Source organism: Acinetobacter sp. YH12095, from assembly GCF_013419245.1.
Classification (GTDB): Bacteria; Pseudomonadota; Gammaproteobacteria; order Pseudomonadales; family Moraxellaceae; genus Acinetobacter; species Acinetobacter towneri.
Map to the genome: position 1 here is coordinate 1 of NZ_VPAL01000017.1, position 15,667 is coordinate 15,667.

The 15,667-nt window shown below is 38.9% G+C and carries 20 protein-coding genes and 1 tRNA gene; 2 read left to right on the plus strand and 19 right to left on the minus strand.

All coding sequences use genetic code 11. The features are described from left to right. Nucleotides 1–176 precede the first annotated feature (176 nt). The 5 genes from FTU35_RS10740 to FTU35_RS10760 all read right to left on the minus strand — a co-directional run bounded on the left by FTU35_RS10740 (nt 177) and on the right by FTU35_RS10760 (nt 3,505). On the minus strand, nt 177–1,502 hold the full coding sequence (locus FTU35_RS10740) for an ISNCY family transposase (RefSeq protein WP_154320213.1): 1,326 nt from the start codon (nt 1,500–1,502) through the stop codon (nt 177–179). 172 nt (nt 1,503–1,674) lie between these two features. Then, complete coding sequence (locus FTU35_RS10745; protein WP_000358348.1) at nt 1,675–1,974, minus strand: hypothetical protein; 300 nt, start codon at nt 1,972–1,974, stop codon at nt 1,675–1,677. A gap of 87 nt (nt 1,975–2,061) precedes the next feature. Continuing rightward, complete coding sequence (locus FTU35_RS10750; RefSeq protein ID WP_004733298.1) at nt 2,062–2,355, minus strand: type II toxin-antitoxin system RelE/ParE family toxin; 294 nt, start codon at nt 2,353–2,355, stop codon at nt 2,062–2,064. Then, on the minus strand, nt 2,345–2,590 hold the full coding sequence (locus tag FTU35_RS10755; RefSeq protein WP_070154357.1) for a type II toxin-antitoxin system RelB/DinJ family antitoxin: 246 nt from the start codon (nt 2,588–2,590) through the stop codon (nt 2,345–2,347). The genes FTU35_RS10750 and FTU35_RS10755 overlap by 11 nt, the downstream gene beginning before the upstream one ends. A gap of 492 nt (nt 2,591–3,082) precedes the next feature. Continuing rightward, on the minus strand, nt 3,083–3,505 hold the full coding sequence (locus tag FTU35_RS10760) for a hypothetical protein (protein ID WP_004676061.1): 423 nt from the start codon (nt 3,503–3,505) through the stop codon (nt 3,083–3,085). Between the two features lie 103 nt (nt 3,506–3,608). On the opposite strand from FTU35_RS10760, the gene FTU35_RS10765 reads away from it, so the two are divergent. Then, a complete protein-coding gene (locus FTU35_RS10765; protein WP_004676058.1) occupies nt 3,609–3,932 on the plus strand; it encodes a hypothetical protein in 324 nt (107 codons plus the stop codon). Nucleotides 3,933–3,993: 61 nt separating this feature from the next. Here FTU35_RS10765 and FTU35_RS10770 read toward each other — a convergent pair whose 3' ends face one another. The 7 genes from FTU35_RS10770 to FTU35_RS10800 form a co-directional block, all read right to left on the minus strand. After that, nucleotides 3,994–4,368, minus strand: coding sequence for a hypothetical protein (locus tag FTU35_RS10770; RefSeq protein ID WP_180064723.1), 375 nt, complete (start codon nt 4,366–4,368; stop codon nt 3,994–3,996). Between the two features lie 46 nt (nt 4,369–4,414). Further along, nucleotides 4,415–5,530 (minus strand): cysteine desulfurase family protein, encoded by a 1,116-nt coding sequence (locus FTU35_RS10775; protein ID WP_154320225.1) that lies wholly within the window; start codon nt 5,528–5,530, stop codon nt 4,415–4,417. Between the two features lie 327 nt (nt 5,531–5,857). Then, entirely contained in the window at nt 5,858–6,604 is a 747-nt protein-coding gene (locus tag FTU35_RS10780; protein ID WP_154320226.1) for an ATP-binding protein, read from the minus strand. Nucleotides 6,605–6,614: 10 nt separating this feature from the next. Next, nucleotides 6,615–7,187 (minus strand): DUF1376 domain-containing protein, encoded by a 573-nt coding sequence (locus FTU35_RS10785; protein ID WP_160255773.1) that lies wholly within the window; start codon nt 7,185–7,187, stop codon nt 6,615–6,617. Nucleotides 7,188–7,252: 65 nt separating this feature from the next. Then, nucleotides 7,253–7,504: a hypothetical protein gene (locus FTU35_RS10790; RefSeq protein ID WP_005092513.1), complete on the minus strand. Its 252-nt coding sequence runs from the start codon at nt 7,502–7,504 to the stop codon at nt 7,253–7,255. Further along, a complete protein-coding gene (locus tag FTU35_RS10795) occupies nt 7,497–8,678 on the minus strand; it encodes a site-specific integrase (RefSeq protein ID WP_154320227.1) in 1,182 nt (393 codons plus the stop codon). The genes FTU35_RS10790 and FTU35_RS10795 overlap by 8 nt, the downstream gene beginning before the upstream one ends. A gap of 12 nt (nt 8,679–8,690) precedes the next feature. Then, nucleotides 8,691–8,906, minus strand: a complete 216-nt coding sequence (locus FTU35_RS10800; RefSeq protein WP_019837125.1) for a hypothetical protein — start codon at nt 8,904–8,906, stop codon at nt 8,691–8,693. 110 nt (nt 8,907–9,016) lie between these two features. Between FTU35_RS10800 and FTU35_RS10805 the strand changes: the two genes are divergently transcribed. Then, complete coding sequence (locus FTU35_RS10805) at nt 9,017–9,226, plus strand: helix-turn-helix transcriptional regulator (RefSeq protein WP_084792783.1); 210 nt, start codon at nt 9,017–9,019, stop codon at nt 9,224–9,226. A gap of 445 nt (nt 9,227–9,671) precedes the next feature. On the opposite strand, the gene FTU35_RS10810 is transcribed toward FTU35_RS10805, so the two are convergent. The 7 genes from FTU35_RS10810 to ribE form a co-directional block, all read right to left on the minus strand. Continuing rightward, a tRNA-Gly gene (locus FTU35_RS10810) sits at nt 9,672–9,747 on the minus strand. Nucleotides 9,748–10,059: 312 nt separating this feature from the next. Then, entirely contained in the window at nt 10,060–11,901 is a 1,842-nt protein-coding gene (gene glmS, locus FTU35_RS10815; protein WP_179989014.1) for a glutamine--fructose-6-phosphate transaminase (isomerizing), read from the minus strand. Between the two features lie 12 nt (nt 11,902–11,913). Continuing rightward, nucleotides 11,914–13,278, minus strand: a complete 1,365-nt coding sequence (glmU, locus tag FTU35_RS10820; protein ID WP_180064724.1) for a bifunctional UDP-N-acetylglucosamine diphosphorylase/glucosamine-1-phosphate N-acetyltransferase GlmU — start codon at nt 13,276–13,278, stop codon at nt 11,914–11,916. 18 nt (nt 13,279–13,296) lie between these two features. Then, entirely contained in the window at nt 13,297–13,818 is a 522-nt protein-coding gene (locus tag FTU35_RS10825) for a phosphatidylglycerophosphatase A (RefSeq protein WP_180064725.1), read from the minus strand. Continuing rightward, the gene (thiL, locus tag FTU35_RS10830; protein WP_004974348.1) at nt 13,784–14,713 is read right to left on the minus strand and encodes a thiamine-phosphate kinase; all 930 of its coding nucleotides are present in this window, start codon (nt 14,711–14,713) and stop codon (nt 13,784–13,786) included. Before thiL ends, FTU35_RS10825 begins: the two co-directional genes overlap by 35 nt. 25 nt (nt 14,714–14,738) lie before the next feature. Next, entirely contained in the window at nt 14,739–15,188 is a 450-nt protein-coding gene (gene nusB / locus FTU35_RS10835; protein WP_004974349.1) for a transcription antitermination factor NusB, read from the minus strand. A gap of 4 nt (nt 15,189–15,192) precedes the next feature. Continuing rightward, a complete protein-coding gene (ribE, locus tag FTU35_RS10840) occupies nt 15,193–15,663 on the minus strand; it encodes a 6,7-dimethyl-8-ribityllumazine synthase (protein WP_004974350.1) in 471 nt (156 codons plus the stop codon). Nucleotides 15,664–15,667: the final 4 nt, after the last annotated feature.

Below are 15,667 nucleotides of genomic sequence, written 5' to 3' on the forward strand. Positions count from 1 at the left end.
ATTTAAGTGATGTGCTGAAAAGGTTGCCGACACATAAAGTGACTCAGATTGAAGAATTGCTACCACACCGCTGGAAACCTGAACCGAATTAAAAAATAGGCATGGGGTTCAGCGGACGCTTACGTTCTGTTATTCCTAAGTAGAAATGTCCTACCTAATAACCAAATAGAAATGTCCTATACAGACACTTCCAAGTCAAGCACAGGATTCAGATTTCGTTCTTTGATTACTGTTTTCTGTGCACGTCTGCTCGGCATCTTTTGAGAACGATTGCGTTTGTTTTGCTGTTCTAATTCTTCGTGCTGTTGTTGAATATGATTGAGAACAGCACCTAAACGTTTATTCTCAACAACCTCTCGCTGGTTGAGCTGACTTAATTTATCGAAGATGCTGTAATTGATTTTTCTTCCTTGATGTTCAATGGCTACCGTGCCATCCGGGTATTCCAGAAACTCAAGATACTTGCCGATCAACCTTTTATTTTCTTCGGTATTTTCCAGTAAATATACGCATTTATCATAAGTAATCGTCAGGCTGTTCGTGACTCTGCGGGGTTCACGCCAGGTAAAAACATCATCTAATTCTTCGGCTGTTTCAGCGACAGTCCGGTGTAGATCCTTGGGATTAAAGGCCATATTGGCAAATTTACGATTAAATTGCTCGATAAAGCAGGGCAGCCAGGCATTCGCTTGCTCAATCGAACAGATGCCTTCCAGGCGCATTTCTTTAATCAGACGGTCCTGAAGCGTTCTATTCGCCCGTTCTACACGGCCTTTGGCTTGTGGTGAATTGGCGAAGATGATATCGATATTGAGGGTACTGAGTACGCGTCCAAACTGGGTAATCTTGGTGTCTTTCTTGCTGCTTTGATTCACCCTGAAGACTGAATGTTTATCACTGTAAAACGCCAACGGCTTACCATGCTGCTCAACATACAAACGTGTTGAAATCATATAGTCAAATGCTGATTCCGACTCACAGAAACGTAAATGCTGTAATTTTCCTGTGGCATCATCGATAAATACCAGCAGACAGCACTTAGCAGCGCGTCCTTCAAACCAGTCATGGTGTGAGCCATCGATTTGAATCAGTTCACCATAACAATCTCGGTTATAACGAGGCTGATACGGGCGTTTCAGGCGCTTGGCGCGAGGAATCCACAGATCGGCTGCAATCATCCAGGAACGCAGTGTTTCCACTGAAATATCGAATCCATGAACAGTGGTGAGCTTTTCATGCGCTAAAGTGGGTCCGAAACCATGCAGTTGATCCGAAACAATATTGAGGCACTTGAGTCTGAGCTCTTCAGGAAGCCTGGAATTGCTGATTTGGCCACGTGCAGCATGTGCTAATGCAGCTGGGCCTTGAGCTTTGTATTTTTGCAATAAACGTCTGATCTGACGTTCTGAAATATGAAGTAGCTGAGCAGCTTGGGACTGGGTTATGCGTTGATCACAGATTTCTTGCAAGACCGACAATCGTTTAAGTTCTTTATCCGACATAGACACCAACATATCAAACCGTCCGCTAAGAAAATTGCAAAAGTGCATATTCTAAAAGCGGACATTTTTACTTTGGAGAAACCGGACATTTCTATTTTGGAGTTACACTCTCGTTTCGCATAACAGCCATTATGTTAAATAATAGGGGCTTCTAAGTACGCGATTAGAAAATTTAGTCTTTAAGAGGAGAAATTTGTTCTAGCTTATCTTCAGGATTATTTTCTCTAATATGTATAATTCGATCATAATTTTCTACTCCTCGTAAGTGAGGTGGTGCAAATGCTGGATACTTGTTGAAAAAGTGCATTTTAATATTTAGTGCATGGTCTAAAATAAAAGCACATTCAATTCCATAGTACTTATCATTAATAAAAAAATTGTCTGTAGTTTCTATTAGTTCTTGGATAGCTAAATCCAATTTTTGAATTTTTTCATTAATATCTTTAGTTTTCTCTTCTATCTTTTTGTCCATTGGTATCACCTATAGAATTAAGTTTCCCTAAAATTAACATAATACACGTTATACGAAGCCAAAAATGGGGGCATGCAGCTCCCATTTTTAGTCTTTTATCCGCTTTTTTGCTTCATCATAAACAATGCTATCAGCTCGTTTTCCAACGGTAATTAGCAAAATAACTACCTGATCATCTTTGACCTGGTAAACAAGTCGGACACCAGCTTTTAATAATTTTATTTTATAGCAGCCTGCAAGATCACCTTTAAGCATATTCTTTGGAATATGTGGTTGCTCTATTACCTTAGCTAATTTTTTCTTGAATTGATCTCGTATAGCACTAGGAAGCTTTTCCCATTCTGCAGTGAAGTCCTTATGACGTAAAAGCTTATAAGTCATCTAATGTGACTTCCTCGAACATCTCTTTAGGATCATTAACACGTTTGCGAACAAGAGCTAATAAATCAGCATCTTCCTCTGAGAGTAAAGCTTTTTGTACTGGAAGCTTTCCAGTCGTAGCAATATATTCAAGAATATTAGTAAAGAACTCAGTAGGTGCAATTCCTTGTTCTTTTAGGATGGAATAAGACTTTTCTTTAAGGGCTTCATCGACCCTGAAATTAACAGTAGCCATCATTTTCCCATTTATTGAATGCATGAGAATATTGTAATGCAATATGCATTACAAAGATAGTTCGTATAACAACCACTATGTTAAATGGATAGTTGTTTAGTGGGAAAATCAAGTTTTTGAAATTTCAAATTGAAGTTTTTTCGTTCAATTAGTAATTGTAATTTATATTCTATTGAATAACTATTTCATAACTTTTCCTATCATATTTGGCTGCATACGTAGCTACTTCTTGATTAATCTTTTTATGATTTTTATCTAAATATGAAAAGATTATTGAATCCTCATTGTGCCGCTCGTAATTGATGGCGTATTTATATTCTGAATAAGGATAAAGAGTACCTAAGCTATAAGTTTTTTGAGCACTAATATAAGTTACTTTAAGGTCTGTAATTGGATAATCAGTCTGATTTTTAATAAAAATATATCCATCCTTTTCAAATGGCTGGCATCCTATAAGTAGAACTAATGTAAGACAGTAAAATAGGCTATTCTTCATTTTGGTAGTTCTTCAATTGGTCTTATGAGTCGATTAATAACTATAACTTTTGAGGTATCACAGCTATGATCTACTTCAGTTATCCAAGAATAATTATTTTTTTCTAGAGGATAGGATTCTCCGCCTCCATATGCTGCTTTATCACCTAAAAAATAAGTATCCGAATCTACTTTTAGGCTCTTAGTTTCCGTATCCCAATCTAGAGTTTTTGTAGCAAAAATTGGCAGAACTTTAGAGCCATCAGCATGTTCTAGGTATAGGCATTTACCTTCCCTAATAAGCTTAGCCTCACTATAACTTGCATTATCTGCTCCCCCCGTATATTGAATACGTGGAACAACTATATTTGATTCAATTTTTTCTGTAACTGGACTGCAGGCTGCAAGTAAACTTAATAAAATAAATTCTAATCTTTTCATATTAAAGGAATTTTTTGAGAGAGTAATAGAGAAATTAAAGCAAATTATTCCAAAAGGCTCTGATTAAAAATTGTTAAAATTAGTAGATATATGAGAGGAAATTATGAAAAAATTTTTATACTTCAATTGCTTATCTTTTATTTTTACTTATTTATCTTTGTTTTATCAGAAATATACATTAGTGGATCGTATAGTTGTAGACAAGCTTGGAAAAGTTAAAGTCATTGGAGGAGGATTTCCCTTACAGTTTTTAGTAGATGGTGAAGTATCTCCAGGTGGGAGTATAGCGCTAGATCCTTTAAATATTATTATAGGAATAGATCAATTTATCTTCTTATATTTTATTTTTGATTATTTGTTCTGGATAAGTGTTTTATTTGCTTTTTACATAATTTTGAAAAGGTACAAACTAAAACAGATTTTCTAAAATTAACATAATACACGTTATACGAATTCCCAAGGCATGGCTTTTAGTTATGCTTTTTTTATCAAAAGAGTATACTGATAAGATAGCCTAAAATTAATAGCCGTTGATTATTTGATTCTTCAGATTTCATCATATCTAGTAAATCATCTATATATTTTGAAATTAAATCTTGTTTTTTTTGAGAAGATGAATTCTTTATAATCTCATATTCATCGCGCTCTAATGGGTGGCCGATAATTAGCCTTATATATCCATTACTTTGTACAATTCTGCTAATTCCTTTTAAGCTACTAGTTAGAATGGATGATGAAAAAAAACCAACGGCACGATCATATTTCACCGCACAGGATAAAATAGGCCGATAGAATTCACTATAGAGATTATTGTTCTCTGTGCGATAGACTGAAAGTAGGTTTAATGATTTTAATGTGTTCATATTCGAGAATGCGTATATTCCTAATACTTAGAAAGTTTGTTTTAGATTACAATCGATTTAAAAATTTATTCAACTCATTAAAAAATACTTTTACTTTTACGAAATCGGTATCAAACCCGATACTTAATCTTAAGCTATTCATGCTTTCTATATAATTTAAGCCTATAGAGGTTAAAACATAAGAAGGTTCAATATTTAAAGATGAACATGCAGAACCTTGGGAACATAATATTTGAGAATTTGTGATGAATTGATTAGCATCAAAATCTGGAAATCTTATGTTTATGATGTGAGGGATATAATCTATTTCTGGGGAGTTGATTAATCCTTTCATGTTGTTTGTTTCAGTCCTAATAAATTCATTTATTTTCTGAATTTGATTAAAACTATTTTCAATAGTCTTATCTTCTATTGCGGCACTGAAACCTAGAATTAGAGGAGTCGCTAATGTGCCTCCACGCAATCCAAATTCTTGCCCAGCTCCATGAATTACAGGTTGTATCCTTGTTTCTCGTAAATCTCTGATATAAAGAGCACCTATCCCTTTAGGGCCATAAATCTTATGTGCTGAGAGTGAAAGAAAATCTATATTCAGTTCATCTACGTCTATGGGTAACTTTTTATAGGACTGGGCAGCATCAACATGAAGTCTAATATCTCTTTCTACACATGCATTGCCAATTTCTTTTATAGGTTGAATAGACCCTAACTCATTATTCACATGCATTATGCTGACAAGAGCAGTATCTTGCCTCATTGCATCTATAACATTTTGAGCTTTGATAATCCCATTGGCTTCTGGTGCAATATAGGTGATTTCATAATCATGTTCTTTAGCTAAAAAATTGCAGATAGCTAAGATACATTTATGCTCAATAGAAGATGTTATGATGTGTTTCCCTTTATTTTTATTAGCTAAAACATATCCTTTAATCGCTAGATTGTTTGATTCAGATGCTCCACTTGTAAAAATAATTTCACTTTTGTAAGCGCCTATTGAATTAGCAACTACTTCTCGAGCATATTCAATTTTTTCTGCTGTGATGCGACCATACTGATGTGCTGAGGATGGATTTGAGTAATCTTCTTGAAAAGAACGAAATAATTCGGTTTCAACAGAAGGGAGTAAAGGGGTCGAAGCAGCAAAGTCTAAATAAACCACGTTCTACTTAACTTAAATTTACGATTATATTTTGATGATACATCTTGAAGTAGAAGTTTTCAAAAAATAATAACTATATACGTCAAATTATGTCGTTGAATCGCTTTTGTTTTATTTTTAATAAGTACGCTATTCGGTAGTAATTATTTTGATACAGGTAATTCATTAATGAACTTCATGATTTTCAACATAAAATGATAGGATTTCCTCTCTTTTTCTAGAATTTTTCTGTCTATATTTTAGAGAATAAAGTTGAGATTTTTAGAAATTAATTATAAAAAATGCCAATTATATCAATAAGATAATTGGCAGTAGTAAAGACTTCTTTTATCCGGTGATGCGTCTATCATCCCAATAACACGGTACTACAATCAAATTGTTTTCATGTAATCGTGACCATAATCGGACACCTAAATCTCGCTGCATATTTTGGACTGTGAAATTGGAAATCAGCAGAGTAGATTTCATGTTGTCATAACGGCTATATAAGACTTTATGCACCATCTCCAGGCGTTTTTCATGCCGGTCATGCAGGCCATATTCATCAATCACCAATAAATCAAAACTGGAAAAATGGTCGATGACTTCTTTCTCAGAGCGTGAAGTATCTGACCAAGTATCCATCATTTTTTGAGCAATTTCTGCGCTGGTATAGTAGCGTGCAGATTTTGTACTGTTATGCAGAATGTTGCGAATAATTGATGCACTCAGATGGGTTTTACCTGTACCCGGTGTACCAATCATCAACATGTTCGGGTTGTGGTTAGAAATAATTTGCTGTGCAAAGGCCTGACATAGCTTGATGGTATTTTCTTGTGCAGGGCATGCAGCTACATAATTCTTGAAGCCACGATCCAGGTAGCGTTTATTGAGCCCTGAATTTTTAATTTTCTGTTGTAGCAATCGCTGTTGCAGTTCATTCTCATAGGCTGCATGTGAGTGATGAACAGTTTCTTTGGCACACAATTTACAGAGCCTGTGACCTGCAATTTCCATCAGGGGTATATGATGGGTAGGGCAAAGTGTTTCCGTTGTTTCTGTGCGAAACTGGAGCGTTTTAAGCATGGTATTCATGATCACTCTCCTAAATCCATTTGGAATTTTCTAAAAAATCCTCATTTTTTTCTTCAAAATTTGAAGATGAAGATGAAGATGAAGATGAAGATGAAGATGAAGATGAAGATGAAGATGAAGATGAAGATGAAGGGCATGGTTCAAGCATGACTTGAGTAATACTCGGGTTCTTCTCAGGAGCTGCTTGAGCATTTACTTTTCGTTGCTTGGCTGATGCTTGAGCATTACTTGCGGATTTCCCCCAACGTGCTTGAGCTGCATTTTTAGCTTTATCAGATTTCATTTGCTGATTTTGCAATGCCTGGCTTTTTAAACTGGTTAAAAAATTTGAATGAATCTGCTCAGATTCGACTTCAAATAATTCCAGGGCCATTAGCGTATTCAACAAAGTTTTAGCCTTGGTATGTTGCGATAATTTTGTGATGCTACATACAGTAGCTAGGTCATGAGGAATGGCACCATTTTTCCAGAAATCCATCATTAATAGCAGTGCAGCACCAATTTGTTCTGCTGTCATTCGTGCAAATTTTGCCTGTAAGTCGCCAATATAGAGTGGCATCCAAATTGAAATATCTTTATGCATGTGTTCACCTTTTTATAGGTATAAAGGGGCTGAGGTCATCAATTAGATGACCTTATATGTTTGTTTTATGAGTGAGCGAGACTCATTAAGCGGAGACGGGCCTGTTGAGCCAAGTCATCGTAATGAGCTTGCCCTTCATCCAGCATTCGCTGTAGCCAAAGTCTCAATGCTTGGTGGTCATCGAAGCATTTATTGATTTCCAGCAAAAAGGCCAGATTGTGCAGTTTGGGAATGTGAAACTCATGAATGAGTTCACGAGCGACCAAATCTGCTTCAGGACTGACCACCACACCACCAAAGAAAGCTTTACTATTCATGTGCAAGCTCCTCTGCAGTGAGTCTCTCCAGCATGGCTTCAAAAGCACTGCCATCGCGACGGGTAACATTCGGAATGTAGCGGCTATAGACCCGGAATAACATTTCAGTGGTTGAATGCCCCAATTGGCGAGCGACCCATTCTGGATTTTCACCTGCCGCCAGCCAGAGCGTTGCTGCTGTATGACGTGTCTGATAAGCACGACGAGGCGTTAATCCTAAAAAGCGCAGGATAGGGTGCCATACACGTTTATTAACTAAACGGTAGTCTAGAGGACCACCATCACGGTTGCAGAAGACGAAGTTCGATTTTCCGTTGTTGAGGCTTTTCTGTTGCAGAAAGGCTTGGTACACCCGGTCATTCATCTGGATCGTGCGGTCAGAACCATACGTTTTGGTTCCACCAAGAACACCATTCACTAACGCTTCACGGATATGGATCTCACGACGTTGCAAGTCGATATTTTTCCATTGAAGGCCATCGATTTCACTGGTGCGCATACCCGTAAAAAAGCGGATGGTGTAATAAGGTTTAAAGTCGTCACGAACAGATGTAATAATTCGCTGAACTTCTTCAAGAGAGAAAGGCGTGACTTCAATCCGACCTTCTTTCAAACTTTTTATGTTTTTGTAAGGGCTATCAAAATCATATCGTTCGGATGCGCTATCTAGTATCATACGAAGTACTGTCATAATCTGGTTGATTCGTGATGGTGAAAGGCATTCTTGGTTATTTCCGTATGTCACTTTGGCGAGGGATGAACGGAATCCAAGGATGTCTGACTTTTTGATGTTAATAACAGGAATTGTTCCGAAATATGGAGTTAAATATTTTCGAATAACAATTCTAATTTTTTCTGCATAGCTGTTACGCCATTCTATTTCTTTATCAGCAACCCATATTTCACAGTACTTAGAAAAAACAGGTGCTTTAGAACTCACTGCATTGATTTGGTTTTCAGCAGCTTTAATTTCTGCCAGTCGAGCACTTTTGGGAAAATATTTTGCATAATCAAATACACCTAAGAGCATTTCAGCTTCCATACGTTCAATCGCTTTTTCAAGTTTTTTACGATTGGTAGGTGTATCTTCCATTGCAGTTGTTTCACGGCAACGCTTATTTAAGTACCGAAAATCAATTGTAAGCTTGCCGTATCTTGTACGGATTGAGGCCATGTGATTGAGCTCCTATTGTAGTTGTAGGCTATGAAGAGAGCCGAACGAGGTTTTTGTCATATCTTCCTCAATGCGTTCCCAAACATAAAGAATTTTGCGCCCACCAAATGGGCGAATGTAATGAACGCCTTCAATTAAGACGCTATCTTTGAGTTGATTTCGGATAGTACGCTCGTTGTAATGAATTCGTTCCGAAAGTTCTTTTGTAGTAAGATACGTGAAGTTCATATGTATATCCTTTTAAAAAGTATCACAATGATGTTATTTAAGATTACAATGCAATACTATAAGCATTTAATACATCATGCAAGTACTTTATTACACAATGGTGGTAGTTAATGATAGTTTGCAATTTACCAGTTTTATTAGCAGAACGCAGAATGAAGGTTGCGGATGTTGCGCGTGAAACAGGGATGAGTAAAACCACTCTGCATAAACTTTATAATGGTCAATCGACTCGTATTGATTTTGAAACTATTGAGAAGCTCTGTTTATTATTAAATGTAGAGGTAGGAGATCTTCTGAAATTACAAGCTGAAGAATCTTAAGACGATGAAATATTTATGAAATTAAGGTGACCAAATTTGGTCACCTTATTTTTTAGAGTATTTTTTGATTGTGAGACAAGTAGTAGATATTGAGTTAAGTAGGGCTGAATTTTAAAAACTTAAAATGATCTGTAATTGTGAGAGTTTTATTGTGTGATCAAATTTGGTCACGATCCTAATTGATCTTGAAAAATATTGAATTGAAAATAATAGAAGTCTAATGACATAGAGATTTTCGGTGGAATAATTTTTTAGGCAGTTTTAGAAAGGGGTTCTTATCTTTTTGATTTATTGAAGGCACCATTTGGTCACCATTTGGTCACCAATTTTGATATAGCACTTTTGTAAACTTACTTTTTTAAGAATAAAGATCTCTTATGAAGAAAAATATTGAATAAAATCAACAAAAAAAGCCTCAATCTTTCGACTGAGGCTTTTGAAATTCTGGAGCGGGAAACGAGACTCGAACTCGCGACCCCAACCTTGGCAAGGTTGTGCTCTACCAACTGAGCTATTCCCGCATGCGGTGTATAATACATGATGCAAAAATAGGGTCAATCATTTTTTGCATGTCATTGTACTGACTGAATAAATAAACAACATTTTTAGAAAATAGTGTGGTTAAATGACTTAGGTTATTTGTTTTTATAAAAGTTTTCATTGTCTGCAAAAGTTTCAATATCGCTTGCTATGCACTGTAGTTATGCGAAAAATAAAAGTATCAGACATAAAAAATCCGCAGTACTAAATTTCTAAAAATGAAGCCGACTGCGGATTTTTTTAGGTGATTCAAAATAATTTTATTAAATTTAAATCATTGAATTTAATCAATATTATTCCACTGTTACGCTTTTTGCCAAGTTTCTAGGCTGGTCGACATCTGTACCACGTAAAACCGCCACATGGTAAGACAACAACTGCACAGGAATACTATACACAATTGGCGCAAGCAACGCGCTGACCTGTGGTACATAAACCACATGCTGGCGTTCTTTATCTGCAGGAATGCCGCTGTGTTCATCTGCAAATACAAACAGCTCACCACCACGTGCCTGTACTTCTTCCATATTGGATTTCAGTTTATCCAGCATGTCATCTTGCGGTGCTAAAATCACCACAGGCATGTCATTATCGACCAATGCCAATGGGCCGTGCTTTAATTCACCCGCAGCATAACCTTCTGCGTGAATATATGAAATTTCTTTCAGTTTCAAAGCACCTTCCAAGGCGATTGGGAATTGTGTGCCACGACCCAAGAACAAGCAGTGATTTTTCTCTACAAACAATTCAGACAAACGTAAAATTGCCGTATCATTTTGCAAAGTATCTAAAATCACTTTTGGTGTGTGCCATAAGCCTGCAATAATTTCAGCTGTTTCTGTCGCTGCAATTGCATTTTTCACCTGACCAATTTTGAGCACCAATAGCATTAATGCTGCCAATTGTGTCGTAAAGGCTTTGGTCGATGCCACACCAATTTCAGGGCCTGCGAGTGTCAACAAACTATGATTGGTTTCACGCACCATAGATGAAGTTGCCACGTTACAAATGGTCATGGTGCTAATATTTAAGCCTTTTGCAGCAGCACGTTTTTGCGTATCACGTAAAGCAGCTAAAGTATCTGCAGTTTCACCAGATTGTGAAATGCACACATACAATGTGTTATTCACAATGACTGGGGTGCGATAACGGTATTCGCTGGCAATTTCCACATGACATGGCAAGTTAATTAGCTGTTCAAACCAGTATTTTGCAATCATCCCTGCATGGTAGCTGGTACCGCAGGCAATAATCTGTACCTGTTGAATCTTGGCAAAATCAAGCTCGGCATCTTTCAGGAAATCTTCACGTAAAGCGTTGCCATTCAATGCTTGTGAAATGGTTTGTTGAATTGCTTCAGGCTGCTCATAAATTTCTTTGAGCATGTAGTGTTTATATTCACCCTTCGATGCATTGCTTACAGTTGCATCCAACTCTTTTACAGGGCGTTCAACCGTTTGACCGTTTACAAAAACTTCAATGCTGTCGCGAGTTAAGCGGGCGATATCACCTTCTTCCAAATACATAAAACGGTTGGTGATCGGCAATAACGCCAATTGGTCTGAACTGATAAAGTTTTCGCCAATACCGACACCAATCACCAAAGGAGAACCTTCACGTACCGTGATCAATTCATCTGGATAATCGGTATGGATAATTCCCAGAGCATAAGCACCTTTCAGTTGAGGCACGACTTGCTGTACCGCAACCAATAAATTCGGTGCAGTTTTAAGAGCATGGTTGACCAAGTGCGCAACCACTTCAGTATCCGTTTGAGAGCTGAACATATAGCCTAAAGCTTCTAGCTCATCTTTCAGTTCTTGATAATTTTCGATAATACCGTTGTGTACGACAGCAACATTGCCAGAAATATGCGGATGTGCATTGTTTTCTGTCGGTTTGCCATGTGTTGCCCAACGTGTATGGGCAATACCGAGTGAACCTGTGACTTGAGAATCTAGTACTGCTTGCTCAAGATTTGCGACTTTACCGACACGACGCTCACGCAAGACCTGACCTTGACTAATCAATGCCAAACCTGCGGAATCATAACCGCGATATTCTAAACGCTTTAAACCTTCAATGAGGATATTGGTAATACTACGTTCTGCAACGCCACCGACAATACCGCACATAGGAACTTCCTCTTATTTTTTCAATTTCTGTGGACGTTGATAATTTTCTTTAGTGAACTGTTTAGAACGTTCCACAGCTAAACACTGTTCTGCAACATCACGGGTAATGGTCGAGCCTGCGCCTACCGTTGCACCATTGGCAATGGTGACAGGTGCAACCAATGAACTATTTGAACCAATAAAGACTTGGTCACCAATAATGGTTTTAAATTTATTGGCACCATCATAATTGCAAGTAATCGTACCTGCACCAATATTGCTGCCTGCACCCACTTCGGCATCACCTAAGTAGGTAAAGTGGTTGGCTTTGGAGCCTAAACCAATTTGACTGTTTTTCACTTCAACAAAGTTGCCAATATGCACTTCATTGGCCAATACCGCACCCGGACGTAAACGTGAGAATGGACCAATTTGCGCAGCTTCACCTACAACCGCTTGGTCAAATACGCTATACGGCTGAACTTTAGTGCCCGCAGCAATTTTGGTGTTTTTGAGGATACAACCTGCACCAATTTCTACGCCATCACCCAGTTCGCAATCGCCTTCAATAATTACGTTAATATCAATGCGAACGTCTTTACCTGCAGTGAGATTACCACGTAAATCAAAGCGGGTTGGGTCAATTAAATGCACACCTTGTTGCATGAGTTGCTTGGCTTGGAAGTTCTGGAACTCACGTTCTAAGGCAGCCAATTGCACACGGTCATTCACGCCTTCTACTTCAAAAGCCAGTTCGGGTTCTACCGATGCAACTTCTAAACCATCGGCAATTGCCATCGCCACAATATCGGTTAGGTAATATTCCCCCTGCGCATTGTTATTACTTAGTTTTGGTAGCCATTCATGTAATTTGGTATTGCTGACGCAGTAAATACCCGTGTTAATTTCTTGAATTTGACGTTGTGCTTCAGACGCATCTTTATGTTCAACAATCGCTTGAATTTTACCGTCTTCACGTACAATACGACCATAACCAGTGGCATCAGCAAGGGTAAGTGTCACCAAGCCAATTTGGGTTTCACGTGAAACATTGAGCAGCTTTTGTAGGGTTTGCTCTGTAATACAGGGCACATCTCCCGATAAAATCAGCGATACACCTTCACGTGGTAAAACAGGTAAAGTCACTTTGACTGCGTGACCTGTGCCGAGCTGTTCCGCTTGTTCGACCCACTGTACCTGTTCATGCGCAAACGCATTTTGAACCAAAGCACCGCCATGACCGTAAATGGTAATAATATGATCGGCTTGTAATTTTTTTGCGGTATCAATCACGTGACCCAATAGTGGGCGTCCTGCAAGGGGTTGTAATACTTTGGGTAAATTTGAACGCATGCGCGTACCTTTACCTGCTGCAAGAATAATCACGGTGGTAGACATATTGAATCCTAGTGATGGCTAAACCAAAATAAATGATAAATAAATATAAATACACAACGCGGCCCAAAGGCCAGCAATAATATCGTCCAGCATGATGCCAAAACCACCCTCGACTTTACGGTCAATCACGCGGATTGGCCATGGTTTCCACACATCAAATAGTCGGAACAGGGCAAAACCTGCAATCACCCAACCCCAGTTGATTTGATCAACAAAAATCAGGGGGAGGAAGGTGATGGATTGTCCTGCAAACTCATCCCAGACAATGCGCCCATCATCATGTACGCCCATAACCTGTGCAGTACGTCCACAGATATATATGCCAACGAGGGACATGATGGCAATGGCAAAAAGGCTTGGAATGAAACCAAGCGCGAACCAAATGGGAATGAACAGTAGGGCAAAGGCCGAACCAAAGGTACCAGGAGCTTTGGGTAGTAGACCTGAACCGAAGCCAACACCACAGCATACAATCAGTCGGTCAGTCCAAGACATGGCTTTGAAATTAATCGCGGGTTTTTGCAAAGTGTTGGTATCCATGAAAATGAAGTGAACGATCTACGCCATTCTGTTCAAAGCTTAAGCGGTTTTGATTGTTAATTTTGCCAATAATATGAATAGGGGTATTCAGCGGTTTTTGCAAAAGCTGCTGATAATTTTGTGGGCTTATTGTAAAGCATAACTCATAGTCATCGCCACCTGCCAAGGCATATTGCCACTGCTTTTGTTGTGGTAATTCGGTTAATGCAGCATCTATAGGCAGTTGGCTGAGTTCAATACAAGCACCGACCTGAGAGGCTTTGAGAATATGCCCTAAATCTTGTGCCAAGCCATCTGAAACATCAATCATGCTTGAAGCCAGACCTTTGAGTTGTTGTCCAAGTTGACAACGTGGTGTTGGGTAGTCGAGACGTTGTTTTAAAGGATGATCGAGATGATCTAAACCAAAAGCGGCATCACCGACTTGTCCGCTGACGCAAATATAATCACCGACTTGCGCGCCTGAACGTGGAATGGCATGTCCTTGTTCAATCCAGCCTAAGGCGGTAACGGAAATGGTGAGATGCGGGCTTTGTGTGGTATCTCCACCAATTAAACTTACCCCAAATTGATCGCAACAATCATGTAAACCCTGACTAAACCCTTTGAGCCAGTCGTGATCAATTTGGGGTAGGCTCAATGCCAATAATATACTGTGTGGGGTGGCACCCATGGCGGCAATGTCAGATAAATTGACCGCAACCGATTTCCAACCAATCGCATGTGGGTTGGTATCGAGGGGGAAATGTCGTCCAGCGACTAAAGTGTCGGCACAAATGACCAATTGTTGTTGCGGCGGAGGGGTGAGCAGAGCTGAGTCATCACCGACACCTAAATCGACTGCATCGGGACGCGGTCTGTTGAAATAGGTCTCAATAATGGAAAACTCAGCCATACAACAATCGACTCAATACTTTGAATTAGTTGCTTTGTTGCTTTTCTGCTGCACGTAAGCTGTTGGCAAGACGGTCTAATACACCATTGATGTATTTGTGGCTGTCTGCACCACCAAAGTGTTTTGCCAATTCAATCGCTTCATCCAATACCACACGGTATGGAATTTCCAGATGTTGTTCTAACTCATAAGCACCTAAACGTAAGGTGGCGAGTTCAACACCATCGAGGGCTTGAATGTCACGATCAAGAACAGGCACCAGTAATGCATCCAATGCTTCATGATTGGCAACCACTTGAGTCAACAATTCATGATAATAGCCGAGATCCACTTTGTGCATGGCATTTTCCACACGGGTACGTGCTTCAATTTCATGTACTGGATTGTGGCTCATCTGCCATTCATAAATACCTTGCACAGCAAAACGACGTGCTTTACGTTTTGCTGCATAAGTTGCTTGAAGTGTTTGCGACATAGCGTTAAATAGCCTTTAACAAGTTAACCATTTCAATTGCAGTTAAGGCAGCTTCACTTCCTTTATTACCTGCTTTTGTTCCAGAGCGTTCAATTGCTTGTTCAATACTATCCGTAGTCAATACACCGTTAATCACAGGTAAGCCAGTATCTAAACCAACCACACCTAAGCCTTTGGCACATTCGCCTGCAACAAAGTCAAAGTGTGGAGTGCTACCGCGAATCACTGCGCCGAGTGCAATAATGGCATCATAACCATTCGATGCAGCTAATTTTTTAGCCACAACAGGAAGTTCCCAAGCGCCTGGTGCATGAACAACGGTGATATTATCCTCTGATACGCCATGACGTTTCAATGTGTCAATTGCGCCATCAAGCAAATGCTCAACCACAAAACTATTAAAACGACCGACTAAAATCGCATAACGGCCTTCGCTAGCGAGATGTAATAAACCTTCAATACGGCGAATTGCCATAGCA

What these genes read in the sequence shown, in the direction of transcription:
- FTU35_RS10740 (WP_154320213.1), bottom strand. Translation starts at nt 1,502, where the DNA reads ATGTCGGATAAAGAACTTAAACGATTGTCGGTCTTGCAAGAAATCTGT.
- FTU35_RS10745 (WP_000358348.1), bottom strand. Translation starts at nt 1,974, where the DNA reads ATGGACAAAAAGATAGAAGAGAAAACTAAAGATATTAATGAAAAAATT.
- FTU35_RS10750 (WP_004733298.1), bottom strand. Translation starts at nt 2,355, where the DNA reads ATGACTTATAAGCTTTTACGTCATAAGGACTTCACTGCAGAATGGGAA.
- FTU35_RS10755 (WP_070154357.1), bottom strand. Translation starts at nt 2,590, where the DNA reads ATGGCTACTGTTAATTTCAGGGTCGATGAAGCCCTTAAAGAAAAGTCT.
- FTU35_RS10760 (WP_004676061.1), bottom strand. Translation starts at nt 3,505, where the DNA reads ATGAAAAGATTAGAATTTATTTTATTAAGTTTACTTGCAGCCTGCAGT.
- FTU35_RS10765 (WP_004676058.1), top strand. Translation starts at nt 3,609, where the DNA reads ATGAAAAAATTTTTATACTTCAATTGCTTATCTTTTATTTTTACTTAT.
- FTU35_RS10770 (WP_180064723.1), bottom strand. Translation starts at nt 4,368, where the DNA reads ATGAACACATTAAAATCATTAAACCTACTTTCAGTCTATCGCACAGAG.
- FTU35_RS10780 (WP_154320226.1), bottom strand. Translation starts at nt 6,604, where the DNA reads ATGAATACCATGCTTAAAACGCTCCAGTTTCGCACAGAAACAACGGAA.
- FTU35_RS10785 (WP_160255773.1), bottom strand. Translation starts at nt 7,187, where the DNA reads ATGCATAAAGATATTTCAATTTGGATGCCACTCTATATTGGCGACTTA.
- FTU35_RS10790 (WP_005092513.1), bottom strand. Translation starts at nt 7,504, where the DNA reads ATGAATAGTAAAGCTTTCTTTGGTGGTGTGGTGGTCAGTCCTGAAGCA.
- FTU35_RS10795 (WP_154320227.1), bottom strand. Translation starts at nt 8,678, where the DNA reads ATGGCCTCAATCCGTACAAGATACGGCAAGCTTACAATTGATTTTCGG.
- FTU35_RS10800 (WP_019837125.1), bottom strand. Translation starts at nt 8,906, where the DNA reads ATGAACTTCACGTATCTTACTACAAAAGAACTTTCGGAACGAATTCAT.
- FTU35_RS10805 (WP_084792783.1), top strand. Translation starts at nt 9,017, where the DNA reads ATGATAGTTTGCAATTTACCAGTTTTATTAGCAGAACGCAGAATGAAG.
- glmS (WP_179989014.1), bottom strand. Translation starts at nt 11,901, where the DNA reads ATGTGCGGTATTGTCGGTGGCGTTGCAGAACGTAGTATTACCAATATC.
- glmU (WP_180064724.1), bottom strand. Translation starts at nt 13,278, where the DNA reads ATGTCTACCACCGTGATTATTCTTGCAGCAGGTAAAGGTACGCGCATG.
- FTU35_RS10825 (WP_180064725.1), bottom strand. Translation starts at nt 13,818, where the DNA reads ATGGATACCAACACTTTGCAAAAACCCGCGATTAATTTCAAAGCCATG.
- thiL (WP_004974348.1), bottom strand. Translation starts at nt 14,713, where the DNA reads ATGGCTGAGTTTTCCATTATTGAGACCTATTTCAACAGACCGCGTCCC.
- nusB (WP_004974349.1), bottom strand. Translation starts at nt 15,188, where the DNA reads ATGTCGCAAACACTTCAAGCAACTTATGCAGCAAAACGTAAAGCACGT.
- ribE (WP_004974350.1), bottom strand. Translation starts at nt 15,663, where the DNA reads ATGGCAATTCGCCGTATTGAAGGTTTATTACATCTCGCTAGCGAAGGC.